Here is a 16,918-nt window from a genome sequence, read left to right on the forward strand (position 1 = left end):
GCGCCGCGTCGCTCACTCGACTGTCGATTCCGTCGTGAGCGGCGGCCGCCCTCGTTTTCAGAAACGTAAACGCGCGTGAGAGCGCTCGTGGCGGGTCTGGCAAACCCGTCTCGGGCGCGGTTCGATCGCGCTCGACTGCGTTCGACCGATCTCCGACTACCCACCGATCGGAACCGATACATCCTACCGATTGGGGGCCAACACACGACCCAACGACATCACACTCACCATGACAGCAATCGACCTTTCGGGCGTCTTTCCGGCGATGTGTACGCCCTTCGACGAGAACGAACGGATCGACTTCGAAACGCTTCAGACCGACGCTCAGCGGCTCGAGGCCGCGGGCGTCGACGGGCTCGTCCCCGTCGGCTCGACCGGCGAGTCCGCGACCCTGTCCCACGACGAACACGTTCGCGTCGTCGAGGCGGTCATCGAGGCCGTCGACGACGTGCCCGTCATCGCGGGGACCGGTTCGAACAACACCCGCGAAGCACTCGAGCTCTCCGAGCGCGCCGCCGAAGCGGGCGCGGACGGCCTCCTGCTCATTTCACCGTACTATAACAAGCCCGAACAGCGCGGACTGGTCGAGCACTTCCGAACGATCGCTGACGCTGTTGACCTCCCGCAGATCGTCTACAACGTCCCCTCGCGGACGGGTCGCAACATCGAGCCAGACACCGCCGTCGAACTCTCGAGCCACGAGAACATCGCGGGATTCAAGGCCGCAAGCGGGGATCTGGGCCAGATCGGCGAGATCGCCGAGCGAACGACCGACGAGGACTTCGCCGTCCTCTCGGGCGACGACGCGCTCACCCTGCCCGTCATCTCGGTCGGCGGGACCGGAACGATCAGCGTCGCCGCCAACATCGAACCCGAACTGACGTGCGCGATGGTCGGCGCGGCGCTGGACGGCGACTACGAGCGCGCCCGGCAACTCCACCACGAGCTCGGCCCGCTGTTCCGCGAGCTCTTCGTCGAGACCAACCCGATTCCGGTCAAGGAGGCGATGGAAATCCGCGGCTACGGACCCGCTCGAATGCGGTCGCCGCTAACTCGGCTCTCCGAGGAGTACCGCGACGAACTCGAGGCAGTGCTCGCGGACGTAGAGCGCGACGCGACCGCGGTCGTCGATGCGTCGGAGGGTGATCGATGACGGTTCGGCTCGGCGTCACCGGCGCGACTGGCCGGATGGGACGGGAAGTGATCGCGGCCGCGACGAGCCACGTGGACTGCGAAGTCGTCTTCGCCGTCAACCGCAATCCGACCGACGAAGCAGTCGACGGCATCGAAATCGAGTCCGCGTCCGAGTTCGACTCGCTGCTCGTCGACCGCGAGCCGACCGTCGTGATCGACTTTACCGGCCCTGAATCGGCCGTCGAGTACGCCGAGGGCTGTGCCGACGCCGGAGTCGCGTTCGTCACCGGTACGACCGGCTTCGACGACGACGGCCGCGAGGCTCTCGAGGCCGCAAGCGAGGACGTGGCCGTCCTTCACGCGCCGAACTTCGCCCGTGGAGTACAGGCGCTACTGAACGTCGTCGGCGAAGCGGTACGGAATCTGCCCGGCTACGACGTGGAACTCGTCGAGACTCACCACAACGCGAAGCGAGACGCGCCGAGTGGCACCGCGAATCGGCTCCTCTCCGAGATCGAAGCGAACGGAAACTTCACCGAGCGAACGCACGGTCGCGATGGCGAGGCTCCGCGCGAAGAAGGCGAGATCGGAGTCCACGCGTTGCGTGCCGGCGATATCACCGGCGAGCACGAGATCCTTCTTGCGGGCAACCACGAGGAAGTCCGCCTCACCCATCGCGCCGAGGACCGCGGGGTCTTCGCAGCGGGCGCGGTCGACGCGGCGATCTGGATCGCTGGACAGAAGGCAGGCAGCTACGACTTTGCGGATGTGATCGCAGAATGAGCGCACTCGAGACCGAAATCGACGAGCTGTGGGAACGCAAACAGAACGACGACGTCAGTGCCGATACCGCTGGCGAAGCCGAATACGCGACGCTGGATGCCTTCCTCGACGCCCTCGAGGACGGCGAGATCCGCGCCGCGGAAAAGCGCGGCGGGGAGTGGGAGGCAAACGAGTGGGTCAAAAAGGGCATCCTGCTCAATTTCGGCCTGCGGTCGATCGAGCCCAGCGAGTACGGCGGCGTCACGTACAACGACGTGCTCCCGCTCGCGGATTCGAGCGACTACGGCGACCGCGGAAGCCGGAACACGCCGGATGGCACGGTCGTCCGCCGCGGCGCGAACGTCGGGTCGGACTGCATTCTGATGAGCCCCGCGTTCGTCAACATCGGGGCTCGCGTCGGCGACGGCACCCTCATCGACTCCTGTGACACGGTCGGCTCCTGTGCCCAGATCGGCGACAACGTCAAACTCGGCGCGAACCTTCTCATCGGTGGCATCTTAGAGCCCGTCGAGAACGCGCCGGTCATCGTCGAGGACAACGTCTCGCTCGGTGCCGGCTGTCGCGTCACGAGCGGGTTCATCGTCGGCGAGAACAGCGTGGTCGGCGAGAACACCCTTCTGACCCCCCGCATTCCGGTTTACGACCTCGTCGAGGAGGAGGTGCTGTACGGCGAACTGCCCGCCGATCGACGCGCGTTCACCCGCTTCGTCGAATCGTCGATCGGCGACCACGACCTCTTCGACGGCGGCGCGTACAAACCCGCCGTCGTCGCGACGGATCTGGAGACGGAGACCCTCGAGGCAACTGAACGCGAGGACGCGCTGCGGGAGTAGGCGTGCCACTGGCGGTCGGAGCCCGAGCGAACTGGGGCTCGCAGTCGGTGTGGGGAAGGTGACGATTTCTGCGGGAGGATTTTGTCTGTTCCCCACGTAGTGGGATCTGGACGAGTAAACGGGCTGAAGCCGACGATCGAGGACGAATCGTCATCCCGCACGAGATCCGTGAGAAACACGGAGATCGATACCGCGTCGTGGAACTCGACGATCGGGTCGAACTGATCCCGCTGAAAGACGACCCGATCGAGGGCCTTCGGGACGCCGTTGGTGACGCCTTCGACGACAAATCGTCGACGAAATCAAGCGAGCGGCGCGCGAGGCCGCACGAGAAGACGCGATAGACGACGGGCAAGAGTAGTATTCGATGACCTACGCCGATACGGATTTTTTCATCGCACTTGTGAAAGACGACGATTGGCTCCGGGATCGGGCGGCCGAGATCGCCCTCGAGAACGAGGGGGAGATCTACCCCTCGCGGGCGACGCTACTCGAGTTGCTCGTGATCTCGGACAGGTTCGAATTCGATCGGATGGAAGCGCTTACCTACGCGCTCGAGATCGCAGCGGTTCCCGAAGACGAAGACGTCCTGTTGCAGGCGGCGGACTACATGGAGCAGAACGAACTCACTGCGTTCGACGCGTACCACGTCGCCTACGCGGACGAAGATCCCCTCGTCTCGTCGGACGAATTGTTCGACGATGCAACGGACAACCGGATCGCAATCGAAGAGAACGAAGTCGAGTAGCCGAGACGGAACCCAAACGCTTGAATCCTCGCGGCGACTTGGAGTCGATAATGACTGACGCTGCGGTTTCGCCCCCCGTCCGTCGTCTTTCAGACTGGGACGCGGCCAAACTCGAGTCCCTCGCCAGCGAGTACGGAACGCCACTGTACGTCCTCGATCTCGAACGGGTCCGGGAGAACTACCGGCGGGTCGACGCAGCCTTTCCCGATGCCGACATCCTCTATGCGGTGAAGGCGAACGCGCTCGGGGCTGTTCTCACGGCGCTTCACGACGAGGGTGCCGGTCTCGAGTGTGCCTCCGCCGGCGAAGCCAGGCGGGCGCTCGAGGCAGGTGCGTCGGGTACCCACGTCCACTACACGGCAGTCAACCCGCCCGCACGAGACCTCGACTGGATCGTCGAGGCCTGGTCGGATCAGCCGGGGTTGACGGTCACGGCCGGTTCCGAGGACACGATTTCCCGCCTGGCCGACCGCGGCTACGACGGCCGCCTCTGTCTCCGGGTCAACCCCGGAATCGGCGCGGGCCATCACGAAAAGGTACAGACGGGTGCGGCCGCGAAGTTCGGCGTCCCGGCAGAACGAGCCATCGAAATCCTCGAAGACGCCACAGGTCGCGGTTTCGACGTCGTTGGAATCCACGCACACGTCGGTTCCGGCGTCTCGAGGGACCAACTCGAGGCCCACCGTGAGTTCGTCGCGCGGATGGGCGACCTGGCACGGGACGTCAGCGATGCGGTCGGAACACTCGAGTTCGTCGATGTCGGCGGTGGCTTCGGCGTGCCATATCGCGAGGACGAGGAGCCGTTAGACCTCGAGTCGGTCGCGGATGCGACGCGGGCGGCCCTCGGCGAGGTCGATGCTCGGCTCACGATCGAGCCGGGTCGCTACTTCGTCGCCGACGCGGGCGTCCTCCTCACCGAGGTAAACACGGTCAAGCAGGCTCGAGAGACGACCGTCACCGGCGTCGATGCGGGGATGACGACCTTGCTTCGCCCGGCGATGTACGACGCTTATCACCCAATTCGGAACCTGCAGGCGGACGCGGGCACGGTCGCGAACGGGGACGGCGCTGCGGATCTGGATTCGAGTGACGTCCGCTCGATCGACGGCAGCGGCCGCGAGACGATTCCACAGACCGTCGCCGGGCCGATTTGCGAGAGTGGCGACCTCTTCTGTTCGGATCGCGATCTTCCGGCGAGCGAGCGCGGGGACGTCCTCGCTATCGGCAACGCGGGTGCCTACGGCTACGAGATGGCGAGCCACTACAATTCCCGGCCGCGTCCCGCGTCGGTCGTCGTCGACGGCGACGCGGTTCGACTCTCACGTCGTCGGGAGACCGTCGACGACATCACTCGGTTGGAGCGCGAGGACCGGACGAAGTGAGGTTGTGCGGTGCGATAAAACGAGTGACGGTCATCGAGAGCCCAGTCGGCGCGCGTTGGTCACCGAGAACTCAGTCGGCGAGCGATGGTCACCGAGAACTCAGTCGGCGAGCGATGGTCACCGAGAGCCCAGTCGGTGCGCGATGGTCACCGAGAGCCCAGTCGGTGCGCGATGGTCACCGAGAGCCCAGTCGGTGCGCGATGGTCACCGAGAGCCCAGTCGGTGCGCGATGGTCACCGAGAACCCAGTCGGTGCGCGATGGTCACCGAGAACCCAGTCGGCGAGCGACGGATTGAAGGTGGAACCGAACCGAAAGGGGTACACGACATCGCGGTCGCCGTGAAAACCGTTGGCGGCGACCTCGACGACGAGACACCACCCCAGTGATCGCACGATGACCGTTCCATTCCAGAAGTACCACGGCACCGGCAACGACTTTCTAATCATCCATGCGGACGAATACGTCCCCGACCGCGGCGCACTCGCCGAACGCGCGTGCGACCGCGACACCGGCGTCGGTGCCGATGGCATCCTCTATCTCGCTTTGGAGCCGAAATTCAACCCGCCCCGCGTCGTCATGACGCTCGTCCAACCCGACGGTTCGGTTGCGCCGATGTGCGGCAACGGCGCCCGCTGCGCCGCCGAGTGGGCGATGGACCGTACGGGAACCGACAGCGTAATGATCGATACGCAGGCGGGAACGCTACGGGCCGATCGGACCGACGATGGCGACATCACCATCGAGATGGGTACGGCCACGTTCGACCCGGAAAAGATCCCAGTCGACGCCGACAACCAGGTGTTCGAAGAGGAGATCGAGGGGCTCGAGGTGACGATGGTAAACACCGGTGTTCCCCATGCCGTCGCGTTCGTCGACGATGTGGACGACGTCGATCTCGAGGCGATCGCGCCGCCCATTCGTTACGCTGACGTCTTCCCGAAGGGAACGAACGTCTCCATCGCGAGTCCCAACGGATCGGGCGGCTTCCATCAGCGAACCTACGAACGCGGCGTCGAGGCGGAGACCGAGTCTTGTGGTACCGGCGCGGTTGCCATCGCCGTCGTCGCGCGCCGACTGGGGCGGACGGATTCCGACCCGGTCGAGGTCTCCCCACCCGGTGGCGTCTTGCGTGTGAGCTTCAACGAACGCGGAAACGCGACGCTTACCGGTCCCGTCGAACACGAGTTCGACGGCGAAGTCGCCGTCGAGTCACCGATCGAGCCGTGACAGGGGAGAGACGGGACGACACGTTCGATTCGATCGCATTTCTCGAGGAGGCCGTTCAGTACCCCTCTCACGAGGACGTCGGACCGATGCGGGAGTTTCTGCACGAAACACTCACAGACCGGGGATTGGAGGCACAAATCGACGATGGTGGAAACGTTTTGGCTGCTCGTGGCCCGCCGGAAGCTGATGCCGAAACCCACGTCGTGTTGAACACGCACATCGATACGGTGTCGCCGCACGTTCCGTTCGAGCGCACCACCGACGACAGTGGTACTGACGCCGTTCGGGGACGGGGATCCTGCGACGCAAAGGGGCCCCTGGCGGCCATTCTCTCGGCCTTTTTCACCGTGGAGCCGGTCGACGGTCGCGTGACGCTCGCGATCACGCCCGACGAGGAAGTCCTCTCGACGGGTGCGTACGAGCTGGTCTCGGACGAGGACGCGCCGACGCGGAACGCGGACGCGGTGATCGTCGGCGAACCGACCGGTCTCGACGTCTGTACGGCTGCCAAAGGGCGCTTTCAGGGAACGATTCACCTCTCGGGGGCGAACGCCCACGCGGCAGAACCCGAAACCGGAACCAACGCGGTCGCGGCGCTGGAACCCGTCCTCGAGTCGATCCGGACATTCGAAGAGCGCGAGGATTCGCCGCCGGCGCATCCCCAACTCGGTGCGGCGACTCTTACCCCCACCGTCGTGGAGGGTGGTGAGGCGACCAATCAGGTGCCAGCAGACTGCGCACTGACGGTCGACCGCCGGAGCGTCCCGCCCGAGACGGCCGACGAATTCCACGAGTCGCTCACTGCCCACTTGCGAGCCGCGGTTCCCGACGACGTGGACGTCGAATTCCACTTCACCGATCGGCCGACGCCGTTTCTCGAGGCCTGGGAGACCGATCCGGACGCTCGAGTCGTCGATGTCCTCGCGGACGCAGCGGGCGGTGACGTCCGCCCGTTCACCGCCGCGACGGAGGCGTCTTACTTCGCCGCGGACGCGCCGACGGTCGTCTTCGGTCCCGGCGTCCTCGCCGACGAGGAGGGTGCCGTCGCACACGCCCCGCGCGAATACGTGCGGGTCGCTGACGTGCGAGCAGCGGCTCGTGCACTCGAGACGACGCTCTCGGAACTACTCGCGTAGCGGAACTCGGCTTCGACCCCACTCGGTTGGTCCCGAACGGTTGTTCGTCGATACGTATCACTCGACTTTCACACCGAACGGCTTTGTCAACGGAAGTCCAATTGCGTGTGGGTAAGTACCATGAAAAAGAACGTCGGAGGGATCGATCGCACCGGGCGTCTCGTCGTCGGCGCGGCGGCTGTGCTGGCCGGTATCGCCGCGTTGATGGGCTTTTGGACGGTCGGAATCGTGACCGCAGTCATCGCCCTCACCATCGGAGGAATCCTGTTGGTGACTGGAACGACCCAGAAGTGTCCGATCAACGACGCCGCCGGAATCGATACGACCGAGTGAACGTGTCGGCCGTGACGGGTTCGTCCACGGCGACGAAACCGACCGCGACGACGAACGCACCCGACCAGTCCCGTGACGACTCAGGCCACGTCCCAGCACGTCGACCGTTGGATTCGAAGGTAATCGGCGGCGTAACGCCGATCGAACCCGCATTACCGAGTGATCAGTTACGAGTGTGCCGTACCGACGGCGCCGACGGTGAACCCACCGTGAGTCCGATTCCCTCGACCGTACGCGTACCGTCGCCCAGTGTGGAGCGGTGGCTGGGCGTGCCCACGTCAGCGGCTATACTACTGAAATCGGACAGCCTGAACGAGACAGACACCGACCGCCCGCGTACCGCGTCTGACTTGCGAATCAGGCGCCCCATCGGTCGCCGCCGCTTGCTCGAGCGCACGCGGTTCCGGTATCACCGTCGACAGAATATATCTACACGCCCGACTGTAATTGAGCGCCACGACAGTCGATCGTACGCTATCGGTTGTCACCCGGTTTCCGGTCGACCGTCACTCGGTTATGTCGTCGACCAGTTCGCCCGCGACGCCGGTGTAGCCCGTCGGCGTCAGCGCGCGGAGGTCCTCGCGGACGTCTTCGTCGACCTCGAGGTCGTCGAACAGTTCGCGAAAGTCCGCGAGGGTCACGTCCTTCCCGCGGGTGATGGCCTTGACGCGTTCGTAGGCGTCGGCCTGACCCTCGCGCCGGAGGATCGTCTGGACCGCTTCGCCGATGATTTCGGGGGTGTCCTCGAGGTCGTCGCGCATGACCTGCTCGTTGGGGACGACTTTCGAGAGGCCGGCGGCGGTTTTGCCGTAGCCGATCAGGCAGTGTGCAAGGGCGCTTCCGATGTTGCGCTTGACCGTCGAATCGGAGAGATCGCGCTGGAGCCGGGAGGTGGTGACGTATTCCGCGAGGAAGGCGAGATCCGAATTCGCTTTCGAAAGGTTCCCCTCGCTGTTCTCGAAGTCGATCGGATTGACCTTGTGGGGCATCGTCGACGATCCCGTTTCGCCGTCGACGGCCTCCTGGCCGAGGTAGCGGTCGGAAACGTAGAGCCACATGTCCAGATCGAGGTCGAGCAGAACGTCGTTCGCTCCGCGAAACGCGTCGAACAGCGCCGCGAGGTCGTCACAGGGGTTGACTTGCGTCGTCAGTCCCTCGAACTCGAGGCCCAGGCCCGTGACGAAATCCCGCGCGAAAGTCGGCCAGTCGACGTCCGGGTAGGCGGCGACGTGGGCCGCGTAGGTTCCCGACGCGCCGCCGAGTTTCCCCCGCAGGTCGTCTGTCGCCCGCCGAACACGGCCGGTGGCACGCCCCAGACGCGACGCGTAGACGGCCATCTCCTTCCCGAAGGTCGTCGGCGTCGCGGGCTGGCCGTGCGTGCGGGCTAGCATCGGCAAGTCGCGGTGGTCGCGCGCCATTTCGGCGAGCGTATCGCGGACGTCGTACAGTTCGGGAAGGAGGACCTCGTCGACGGCGTCACGGATGAGCAGTCGGTGAGCGAGGTTGTTTACGTCCTCGCTGGTCAGCCCGAAGTGGATCCAGGCCGATGCGTCGCTGTCGTCGGGCAGTCGGTGGCGGATGAAGTACTCGACTGCCTTGACGTCGTGGTTCGTCGCCTCGAAGTCCGCGTGCCCCTCCGTCTCGAGCTTCTTGATCAACTGCGCGTCCTCTTCGGCGAAACTCTCGTAGAGGCCGCGCAGTCGCGTGCGCTCTTCGAAGTCGAGCGCCAGCGGTGTCGCCTCGAGGTCGGCAAGCGCGGTCAGGTACTCGACTTCGACGCGAACGCGAGCGCGCATGAGTGCGGCCTCGCTCGCGTAGGGTGACAGCGGTGCCGTCCGGCCGCCGTACCGGCCATCGAGCGGCGAGACGGCGTACAGGGCATCGGTCTCGGTCATACTGGCCGTTGGTCGAGCAGGTCGCAAAAGCGTATCGAAACCACGGCCCGTCGACGCCACGAGCGTGCATACCTCCGGTCATCGGACTGCGAATAGGGCACGATTAATGCACAGATGTGAATATCCGGGTGCACGAGACCGCAATCACTTTGCCGCTCGGGGGCGCGGGTTCGACCATGACGCGAATCGCCGGGATGGCCGGCAACCGAGGGCGCAACCTGTTGAACATCGCCGACCGCGAACCAGGCGGAGCCGAGTTCGCCGTCATCCTGACCAACGACGAGGATGCGCCGGTGCTCGATGCCGCCGCCGAGCGCGGGATTCCGACCGAAGTCGTCCCGCTTGCGGACGGGATGAGCCGGCGCGACCACGAGGCGGCGGTGCTCGAGGCGCTGTCGGATGACGAGTTCGACCTCGTCTGTCTGGACGGCTACATGCGGATCCTCTCCGATACGTTCCTCGACGAGGTGCCGACGACGCTGAACGTCCACCCCTCACTGCTGCCGTCGTTCCCCGGCATGGACGCCTGGGGCGACGCGCTCGAGGCCGGCGTCTCGCTGACGGGCTGTACGGTTCACGTGGTCACGGACGCGACCGACGAGGAAGGCGAGGTCGTCGAGGCGGCGGTCGACGCCGGTCCGATCGTCACACAGGAGCCGGTCCCCGTCTACGAGGGTGACGACGAAGACGTGTTGAAGGAGCGGGTCCTCTACGAGGGTGAGTTTCGGGCGTACCCGCGAGCCGTGAAGTGGTTCGCCGAGGGTGCGGTGGACGTCGATACGGAGGCCGGTGACGTTAGCGTCGATGGCGACGCGCCGAGCGCTCCGGATGCCGAGGGGCTTCCCGCGCGCCGACTCACCGCCAGCGATCGCGCTGACACCCTCCGCTACGGGGAGAATCCGCATCAGGACGCCGCGATCTACGCCGATTACACCTGCGACGAGGCCAGCGTCGTTCACGCCGACCAGTTGAACGAGGGTGCGAAGGCGCTGTCGTACAACAATTACAACGACGCCGACGGCGCGCTCAACCTCATCAAGGAGTTCGACGAACCCGCGGCCGCGGTCATCAAACACACGAACCCCGCGGGCTGTGCGACCGCCGATTCGCTGGCCGAGGCCTACGAGAAGGCCCTCTCGACGGACCCGATGAGCGCATTCGGCGGCATCGTCGCCCTGAACCGGGAGTGTGACGCCGACACCGCCGAGCAGATCGTCGACTCGTTCAAGGAGGTCGTCGTCGCGCCCGGCTACGCCGACGACGCGCTCGAGGTGCTTTTCGAGAAGGACAACCTCCGCATTCTCGACGTCGGCGAACTGGGGGAGCGCACGGAGCGATTCACCGAAAAGCCGCTCGTCGGCGGTCGGCTGGTACAGGAGCGCGACCTGCAGTCGATTTCGGCCGACGATCTCGAGGTCGTCACCGAGCGCGCGCCATCCGACGAGGAACTCGAGACGATGGTGTTCGCGTGGCAGACGCTCAAGCACGTCAAGTCGAACGGAATTCTCTTCGCGGACGGCACCGAAACCGTCGGCATCGGGATGGGACAGGTCTCCCGCGTCGACGCGGTCCGACTGGCCGCGATGAAAGCCGAGGAGCACGCCGAGGGCAAGGATGCCGAGGGTGCGGTCATGGCCTCGGACGCGTTCTTCCCGTTCCCGGACGGCATCGAGGAGGCCGCAGAGGCGGGCATCGAAGCGGTCGTCCAGCCCGGCGGCTCGGTCAACGACGAGGACGTGATCGAAGCTGCGGACGAACACGGCATCGCGATGGCGTTTACGGGGCAGCGGAGTTTCAGGCACGATTAGCGCCCTCGAGGGAACGACGGTCTCACACGATTGTCTGACAGCGACATAGTGTGAGTCATATATTATTTTGGACTCGTACACATCAAGCGAAAACGTTCGATATGAAACAGTGCCGGTTTCTCATGTTACCGGATGAAAACGAAGTCAATCAAAAAGCCGCTATCCACCAATTCGAAGAGACGGCAAAGCCGATAGATTCGGATGTACAGGTCGCAGTTCTCAATCTCTTCGATCTCGAGGAACGGGTACGAAACGACCATTCCGATGGCGATCAAAACGAGAGATAAGATGGCGAGCCAGCAAGATCAACCAACCCCTGACGAATTAGAGGACATGGACCCCGACGAGGTTCGTGAGCGACTGCTTCGGTTCATCGTCAAACGGGACATGGATCGTCACCGCGATATCTACGACGCACTGGCCGACGAGTAGCCTTTTTTGCTACTCGAAACCCGCTGGTACTGTCTCAAACTGGTCTATAGTTCACCTCTGGTAACCTACAGCACTTCTTCAGTGAATGCCGCGTACTGCTCAGGATCGGCATACTGAACCAGATTCAGCCAGCGAAGCGACTTTGATCTGATTCTGACCACAGAAACCACTGATTCAACCCATTACGGGAACGGTTCTGAGAGCCCTAGTATGCGAACACTCGACGGCTTCGTTAGATAGCTAAGGTGCAATTATCGAATATGAATGTTTTTGAGCAACAAATTTCAATATCCTACAATAAGAACTGCGTTATCGACGGTGAAATGGGGATGATAAGGGTTGATTTCTGACACAAGCCAATTGGAAGTTGCAGCAATTGGCCTTGAAAAACCTCTCCTTGCCCCTGAACCGAGGCACCAATGATATTTGGAACGGACATGACCGAGAAGGAGCGTTGTATTATCGAGACAGCGAGACAGTATCCTAATATCAGCAAACAAGCAATAGCGGAGGAGTGTGACACGTCGAAGGGGTATGTCACGGAGACACTCCGTCGCTATGGCGACCCGGGTGATTTTGGTGGGCTACTCTGATGCATCGTGAGGGTCATTTAGGGATCGGACTGCTTCTGTATTCGCCCATCTCCTATCTATTGTTAATTTCCGATGCTCAAATGGGGTGGGGGCTGGGGCTAGCTGCAGTCTGTTTCTGGGGCTTTGCGCCTGATCTTGACCTCAAATTACCAATTAAACATCGCGGGCCAACGCACACAATCTGGGCCGCTATCGGAACTGGATTGATTACTGCGATTGTGGCGATCGGATTCCTCATACTGGGTGTACCTGATACCCAATCAATATCCATATTTGTGGCATGGATAGTACTCGCGTTTTTTATTGGAGCGCTGGGAGTTGTCGGGCATCTATTGGGTGATGCGATTACTCCGATGATGATTAGACCGCTTCGACCCTATTCGGATAAGAAGTGTGGATTAAATCTCACAAAGGCAAAAAATGAAACTGCGAACCAAGCACTTCTGGTAACCGGTGCTGGGTTTCTGACAGGGTCGATATTCCTTTCTATATAGCCGGGATGAATATCGGAATGCAATTTCTGTATCTTCCACCGAATTTCGATGCATTGAGAGTAGATTGATAGCTGTCCTCGTGCTGACATACATCCCTCGCGGAGCGAGCTTAGCGAATGTAAGCGACGGCCCGAATTCACATCCCGGCTTCTAAGCGCAACCGCTGCTTCCCATCGAGCGGAGATGGCCTCTCGAGTTCCTCGAGAGACCCGTTACAACTCCTCATTCTCCCCCACAAGAGTGATCGGTCTCGAGACGATCTAATTCGATAAATTCCGGAACAGGGTGACTTCAATACATAGACAATTCCAATAATTATAAGGTATCCTACGGACAGCTTTCGAATGGAAGTTACGCTTCCGAATGCGGGGGCGTACGTGAAATGCCCCGGGTGCTGAGACACCCGAAGCGTGGCTTCCAAACTCGTGCCGTTTGCAAGCCATGTTCCACTTGCTTCTACCGAGACATAAACGTCTCGCACGACGGAAGTATCGCTACACGAACCGAAAGCGCCACCGCAGTCGCCCGATTGGGAGCCACGACACTCTCCGAGAAGACGGAGGCTCGAGATGACCGACGACGAACTGACCGACGGGGAGCCCTCGAACGACGCTGAGCCCTTGAACGACGGCGAGACCGCAGACAGCGTCCTCGAGCACGTCGAACTGGCACCACCGGCGAGTCGCTCGCAGTGTCCGAACTGCGGCGATCCGGTCGCGACGGTCACCTCTCGAGGGCCGCTGGATCACACCGCCGGGCCGTGTGGATGCAGCCTCACGCCCGGGCAGATGAGGCGGCTCTGAGCCGCCTCGCGGTCGATCCACGCTGCCTCTGACACGGCCACCCGCAGCCCCGGTTCTGCGGGGTTGCGAATTCTTTTTGTGCGCCCCCCGATGAAATCCGGCGATGGCCGAGGACAAGGGATCGAGGGCCCGCAGAAGATCGAAACCGGAACCGGAATCGCGGTCTCGAGTGGCATCGGACTCGAGATTCAGACCCAGTATTCAAGCATGATTGCGAATCGCGACCGACTCGCCTCGAGCGAGGCCCGAGACGTCGCCCTCGAGTGCATCGAGGCCGGCATCGAGGCGGGTCACCCCCGGACGGTCGTACGCGACGCTGTGGCGCTCGAGGGCGATACCCTCCGTGTCGCGGACGCGGCGTACGACCTCCGCGAATACGATGACGTCGTCGTCCTCGGCGGCGGCAACGCCGCGGCGAACGTCGCCGCAGCGGTAGAAACCGTGCTTGGTGACCGAATCGACGGGGGAGTGGTCGTCACGGACGATCCCGCCGATACGGAGCGCGTCGCGGTCCGCGAGGGCGACCACCCGGTACCGAGCGAACGCGGCGTCGAGGGGACGCGTGCGGTCCTCGAAGCGGCGGACGCGGCCGACGAGGGAACGCTCGTATTGGCGGCGATCACCGGCGGCGGGAGCGCGCTCATGCCCGCACCCGCGGGGGACCTCTCGCTGGCCGACCTGCAAGCGACCACCGACGCGTTGCTCGCGAGCGGGGCCGACATCCACGAAATAAACGCCGTTCGGAAACACCTCTCGGCACTGAAGGGGGGTCATCTGGCGCAGCGGGCCGCCCCCGCCACGGTCGTCTCGTTAATCTTGAGCGACGTCGTCGGAAACGATCTGAGCGTCATCGCGAGCGGTCCTTTGGCTCCCGACGATTCGACGTTCGAAGCGGCGCGTTCGGTCATCGATCGATACGATATCGACGCGCCCGAAGCCGTCGCTGCTCGTCTCGAGCGCGGTGCGGCCGGCGACGTTCCGGAGACGCCGGGCGTCGACGATCCCGCCTTCGAACGCGTCTCGAATCACGTCGTCGCCGACGGGATGACTGCACTCGAGGCCGCCCGCGACGCGGCGACCGAGCGCGGGTACGACACTCTGATCCTCTCCTCGCGCGTTCGCGGGGAGGCTCGCAACGCGGCCACGACCCACGTCGCGATCGCGGAAGAGGTCCGGGCGACGGAGACGCCGGTCTCGCCGCCGGCCGTGCTCCTCTCAGGCGGCGAGACGACGGTAACGGTTCGCGGTGACGGCGACGGCGGGCCGAACCAGGAGTTCGCCACGAGCGCGGCTCTCGCACTCGTTGGTGACAGCGGGGTCGGGGACAGAGACGGAACGGATGGGGAGAACGGACGTGAAATCACGGTCGCAGCGGTCGACACCGACGGCATCGACGGGGCCACCGATGCGGCCGGCGCGCTGGTCGACGAGCGGACCGTCGACGACCCCGACGGTGCGCGAGCGGCCCTCGCCGAAAACGACGTGTATCCGTACCTCGAGGCGCGCGAGAACCTCGTTCTGACCGGACCGACCGGGACGAACCTCAACGACCTGCGGGTGCTCGTCGTCGAGTAACGCCGCGTTCGGTCCGATCCGATTCCGACAGCCGAGAGCGGGAGTCTGCTCCCTTCCGGCAGTCGATACCGAACGGGGCGTTAGAAGGCGATTCCCACGACGTTCCGGAGGACGACGATCCAGAGGATACTCGTAACGCCGAGGACCAGCGTCGCGAGCGTCCAGGCCTGGTAGGCCGTCGACGTTTCCATATCGGTGAACTCCGTGATAATCCAGAAGTAGGAGTCGTTCGCGTGGCTGACGGTCATACTGCCGGCCCCGATCGCGAGGACGGCGAACACCTTACCGAACTCCGTGTCGAGCCCGAGCGATCCGAGCAGCGGCGCGACGAGGCTGGCGGTCGTCAGAATCGCAACCGTCGAGGAGCCGAGTGCGGTCTTCATGGCCGCAGCGACGACGAACGCGGCGAACAGTCCGATTCCGAGGCCGCCCAGCGTGTTGGTGATGAAACTCTCGAGCGGAAGCGAGGAGAGGACTTCGCCGAACGCGCCTCCGGCACCGGTCACGGCGAGGATGACGGCGGCGTTTTTGATCCCGTCGGAGACCCAGTCGTCGGTGACGGCGCTTTCGAAGTCGGGCACGATGGCGAACGCGATGAAGGCACCGATGAGCAAGGCGACGGCGGGGTCGCCGAGGAACAGTAACCAGCGCTGGAGTGTGCCGGTGATCAGCTCCGGATTCTCAGCTTCCGGGTAGGCGGCGATCGACCCGATGGCAATGAGCACGATCGGAACGAGCAACGGCGCGAACGATGCCGCGCGCGACGGGAGCGTGCCGTACTCGGATTTGATCTCGTCGATCGTCATCTCCGGGTCTGGATCGATGTGGTAGTTCGACGCGACTCTGTCGGCCCACGTCGAGGCGACGAAGACGATCGGGGCACTGACGATGATACCGGCGAGCATCACCAGTCCGATGTCCGCGCCGATGATCCCGGCTGCAGCGATGGGACCGGGCGTCGGCGGGACGAAGACGTGCGTGATGTAGAGGCCACCCGCCAGCGCCACGCCGAGCGTGGACAGCGAGAGTCCGGACCGTTCGGCCAGCGATCGGTTCAGTCCGGACAGGATGACGAACCCGGAGTCACAGAACACCGGGATACTGACGAAACTCCCCGTAATCGCCATGACTTCCGTCGTGTATTTCTCGCCGACGTAATCGAGGACCGTCTCCGCGATGACGATCGCCGCACCCGAGCGCTCGAGACAGGTACCGATGATCGTTCCGGCGAGTATGACGATGCCGATGTACCCGAGAATGCCACCGAACCCGTCGGTCACGAGCGAAGCGACGGTGGCCGGATCGAGCCCTGCGGCGAGACCGGTCATGTAGGCGGCAATCAGGAGCGCGAGAAATGCATGCAGGTTCAGTGTTGCCGTCGCGACGATGATGAACGCAACCGCCGCGGCGAGCAACAGCAGTAATGGAAATCCGTCTATCATGTAATCGATTGCCGATTACGAATCGGAATGAATATTCCGATTTCGGCGAAAAAATGATTTCATATCTATAGAATAGGAACGAATTATACAGTTATAACGCAATGTTTGCGATAACAAATAAATAGGCAAACGTATGTCAAATGTTGGCTAGGGGCGGGGATGACCGCCCGAGCACCGTAGCGGAATCGTCCTGAGGAATGGGGCTGGTGGCGCGATGGGCTGATACCACGGTGTTCGCAGTCGCTCGACGGAGACGATTTCGTTCACTTCACGCGCCGGGCGGTTCGAGACTCGAGGCG

17 protein-coding genes and 1 pseudogene are annotated in these 16,918 nt (G+C 63.4%); 16 read left to right on the plus strand and 2 right to left on the minus strand.

Features of this window, described 5'->3' with window-relative positions; all coding sequences use genetic code 11:
* Positions 1–229: 229 nt before the first annotated feature.
* The 10 genes and pseudogenes from dapA to HYG82_RS37210 all read left to right on the plus strand — a co-directional run bounded on the left by dapA (position 230) and on the right by HYG82_RS37210 (position 7,577).
* Positions 230–1,153 carry a 4-hydroxy-tetrahydrodipicolinate synthase gene (gene dapA / locus HYG82_RS37170; RefSeq protein WP_179262630.1) on the plus strand — a complete coding sequence of 308 codons (924 nt, stop codon included), beginning with the start codon at positions 230–232 and terminating at the stop codon, positions 1,151–1,153.
* The gene (gene dapB, locus HYG82_RS37175; protein WP_179262632.1) at positions 1,150–1,917 is read left to right on the plus strand and encodes a 4-hydroxy-tetrahydrodipicolinate reductase; all 768 of its coding nucleotides are present in this window, start codon (positions 1,150–1,152) and stop codon (positions 1,915–1,917) included. The genes dapA and dapB overlap by 4 nt, the downstream gene beginning before the upstream one ends.
* Positions 1,914–2,750 carry a 2,3,4,5-tetrahydropyridine-2,6-dicarboxylate N-succinyltransferase gene (locus tag HYG82_RS37180; protein ID WP_179262634.1) on the plus strand — a complete coding sequence of 279 codons (837 nt, stop codon included), beginning with the start codon at positions 1,914–1,916 and terminating at the stop codon, positions 2,748–2,750. Before dapB ends, HYG82_RS37180 begins: the two co-directional genes overlap by 4 nt.
* A 104-nt stretch (positions 2,751–2,854) precedes the next feature.
* A pseudogene (locus HYG82_RS37185) lies at positions 2,855–3,111 on the plus strand (AbrB/MazE/SpoVT family DNA-binding domain-containing protein).
* Between the two features lie 6 nt (positions 3,112–3,117).
* Entirely contained in the window at positions 3,118–3,498 is a 381-nt protein-coding gene (locus tag HYG82_RS37190) for a type II toxin-antitoxin system VapC family toxin (RefSeq protein ID WP_179262636.1), read from the plus strand.
* A 50-nt stretch (positions 3,499–3,548) separates the two neighbouring features.
* Positions 3,549–4,880, plus strand: coding sequence for a diaminopimelate decarboxylase (gene lysA, locus HYG82_RS37195; protein ID WP_179262637.1), 1,332 nt, complete (start codon positions 3,549–3,551; stop codon positions 4,878–4,880).
* Between the two features lie 258 nt (positions 4,881–5,138).
* Positions 5,139–5,267: a hypothetical protein gene (locus HYG82_RS44355; RefSeq protein ID WP_284145004.1), complete on the plus strand. Its 129-nt coding sequence runs from the start codon at positions 5,139–5,141 to the stop codon at positions 5,265–5,267.
* 7 nt (positions 5,268–5,274) lie between these two features.
* Complete coding sequence (dapF, locus tag HYG82_RS37200; protein WP_179262639.1) at positions 5,275–6,108, plus strand: diaminopimelate epimerase; 834 nt, start codon at positions 5,275–5,277, stop codon at positions 6,106–6,108.
* Entirely contained in the window at positions 6,105–7,244 is a 1,140-nt protein-coding gene (locus tag HYG82_RS37205) for a M20 family metallopeptidase (protein WP_179262641.1), read from the plus strand. The genes dapF and HYG82_RS37205 overlap by 4 nt, the downstream gene beginning before the upstream one ends.
* A gap of 120 nt (positions 7,245–7,364) precedes the next feature.
* Positions 7,365–7,577 carry a YgaP family membrane protein gene (locus HYG82_RS37210; protein WP_179262643.1) on the plus strand — a complete coding sequence of 71 codons (213 nt, stop codon included), beginning with the start codon at positions 7,365–7,367 and terminating at the stop codon, positions 7,575–7,577.
* A gap of 506 nt (positions 7,578–8,083) precedes the next feature.
* Here the strand turns inward: HYG82_RS37210 and purB are convergent.
* Positions 8,084–9,472: an adenylosuccinate lyase gene (gene purB / locus HYG82_RS37215; protein WP_179262645.1), complete on the minus strand. Its 1,389-nt coding sequence runs from the start codon at positions 9,470–9,472 to the stop codon at positions 8,084–8,086.
* Positions 9,473–9,648: 176 nt separating this feature from the next.
* Here purB and purH point away from each other — a divergent pair, with 176 nt between their 5' ends.
* The 6 genes from purH to HYG82_RS37245 all read left to right on the plus strand — a co-directional run bounded on the left by purH (position 9,649) and on the right by HYG82_RS37245 (position 15,177).
* Positions 9,649–11,280: a bifunctional phosphoribosylaminoimidazolecarboxamide formyltransferase/IMP cyclohydrolase gene (purH, locus tag HYG82_RS37220; protein WP_179262647.1), complete on the plus strand. Its 1,632-nt coding sequence runs from the start codon at positions 9,649–9,651 to the stop codon at positions 11,278–11,280.
* Positions 11,281–11,381: 101 nt separating this feature from the next.
* Positions 11,382–11,567, plus strand: a complete 186-nt coding sequence (locus tag HYG82_RS37225) for a hypothetical protein (RefSeq protein ID WP_235217731.1) — start codon at positions 11,382–11,384, stop codon at positions 11,565–11,567.
* A gap of 1 nt (position 11,568) precedes the next feature.
* Entirely contained in the window at positions 11,569–11,712 is a 144-nt protein-coding gene (locus HYG82_RS37230; RefSeq protein ID WP_179262649.1) for a hypothetical protein, read from the plus strand.
* 592 nt (positions 11,713–12,304) lie between these two features.
* On the plus strand, positions 12,305–12,799 hold the full coding sequence (locus HYG82_RS37235; RefSeq protein ID WP_179262651.1) for a metal-dependent hydrolase: 495 nt from the start codon (positions 12,305–12,307) through the stop codon (positions 12,797–12,799).
* Between the two features lie 569 nt (positions 12,800–13,368).
* Positions 13,369–13,602, plus strand: a complete 234-nt coding sequence (locus tag HYG82_RS37240) for a hypothetical protein (protein WP_179259077.1) — start codon at positions 13,369–13,371, stop codon at positions 13,600–13,602.
* A 207-nt stretch (positions 13,603–13,809) separates the two neighbouring features.
* Positions 13,810–15,177: a glycerate kinase type-2 family protein gene (locus HYG82_RS37245; protein WP_179264603.1), complete on the plus strand. Its 1,368-nt coding sequence runs from the start codon at positions 13,810–13,812 to the stop codon at positions 15,175–15,177.
* Between the two features lie 80 nt (positions 15,178–15,257).
* Here the strand turns inward: HYG82_RS37245 and HYG82_RS37250 are convergent, their stop codons facing one another.
* A complete protein-coding gene (locus tag HYG82_RS37250) occupies positions 15,258–16,619 on the minus strand; it encodes a GntP family permease (protein ID WP_179262652.1) in 1,362 nt (453 codons plus the stop codon).
* Positions 16,620–16,918: the final 299 nt, after the last annotated feature.

It is taken from the genome of Natrinema halophilum (genome assembly GCF_013402815.2).
GTDB lineage: Archaea > Halobacteriota > Halobacteria > Halobacteriales > Natrialbaceae > Natrinema > Natrinema halophilum.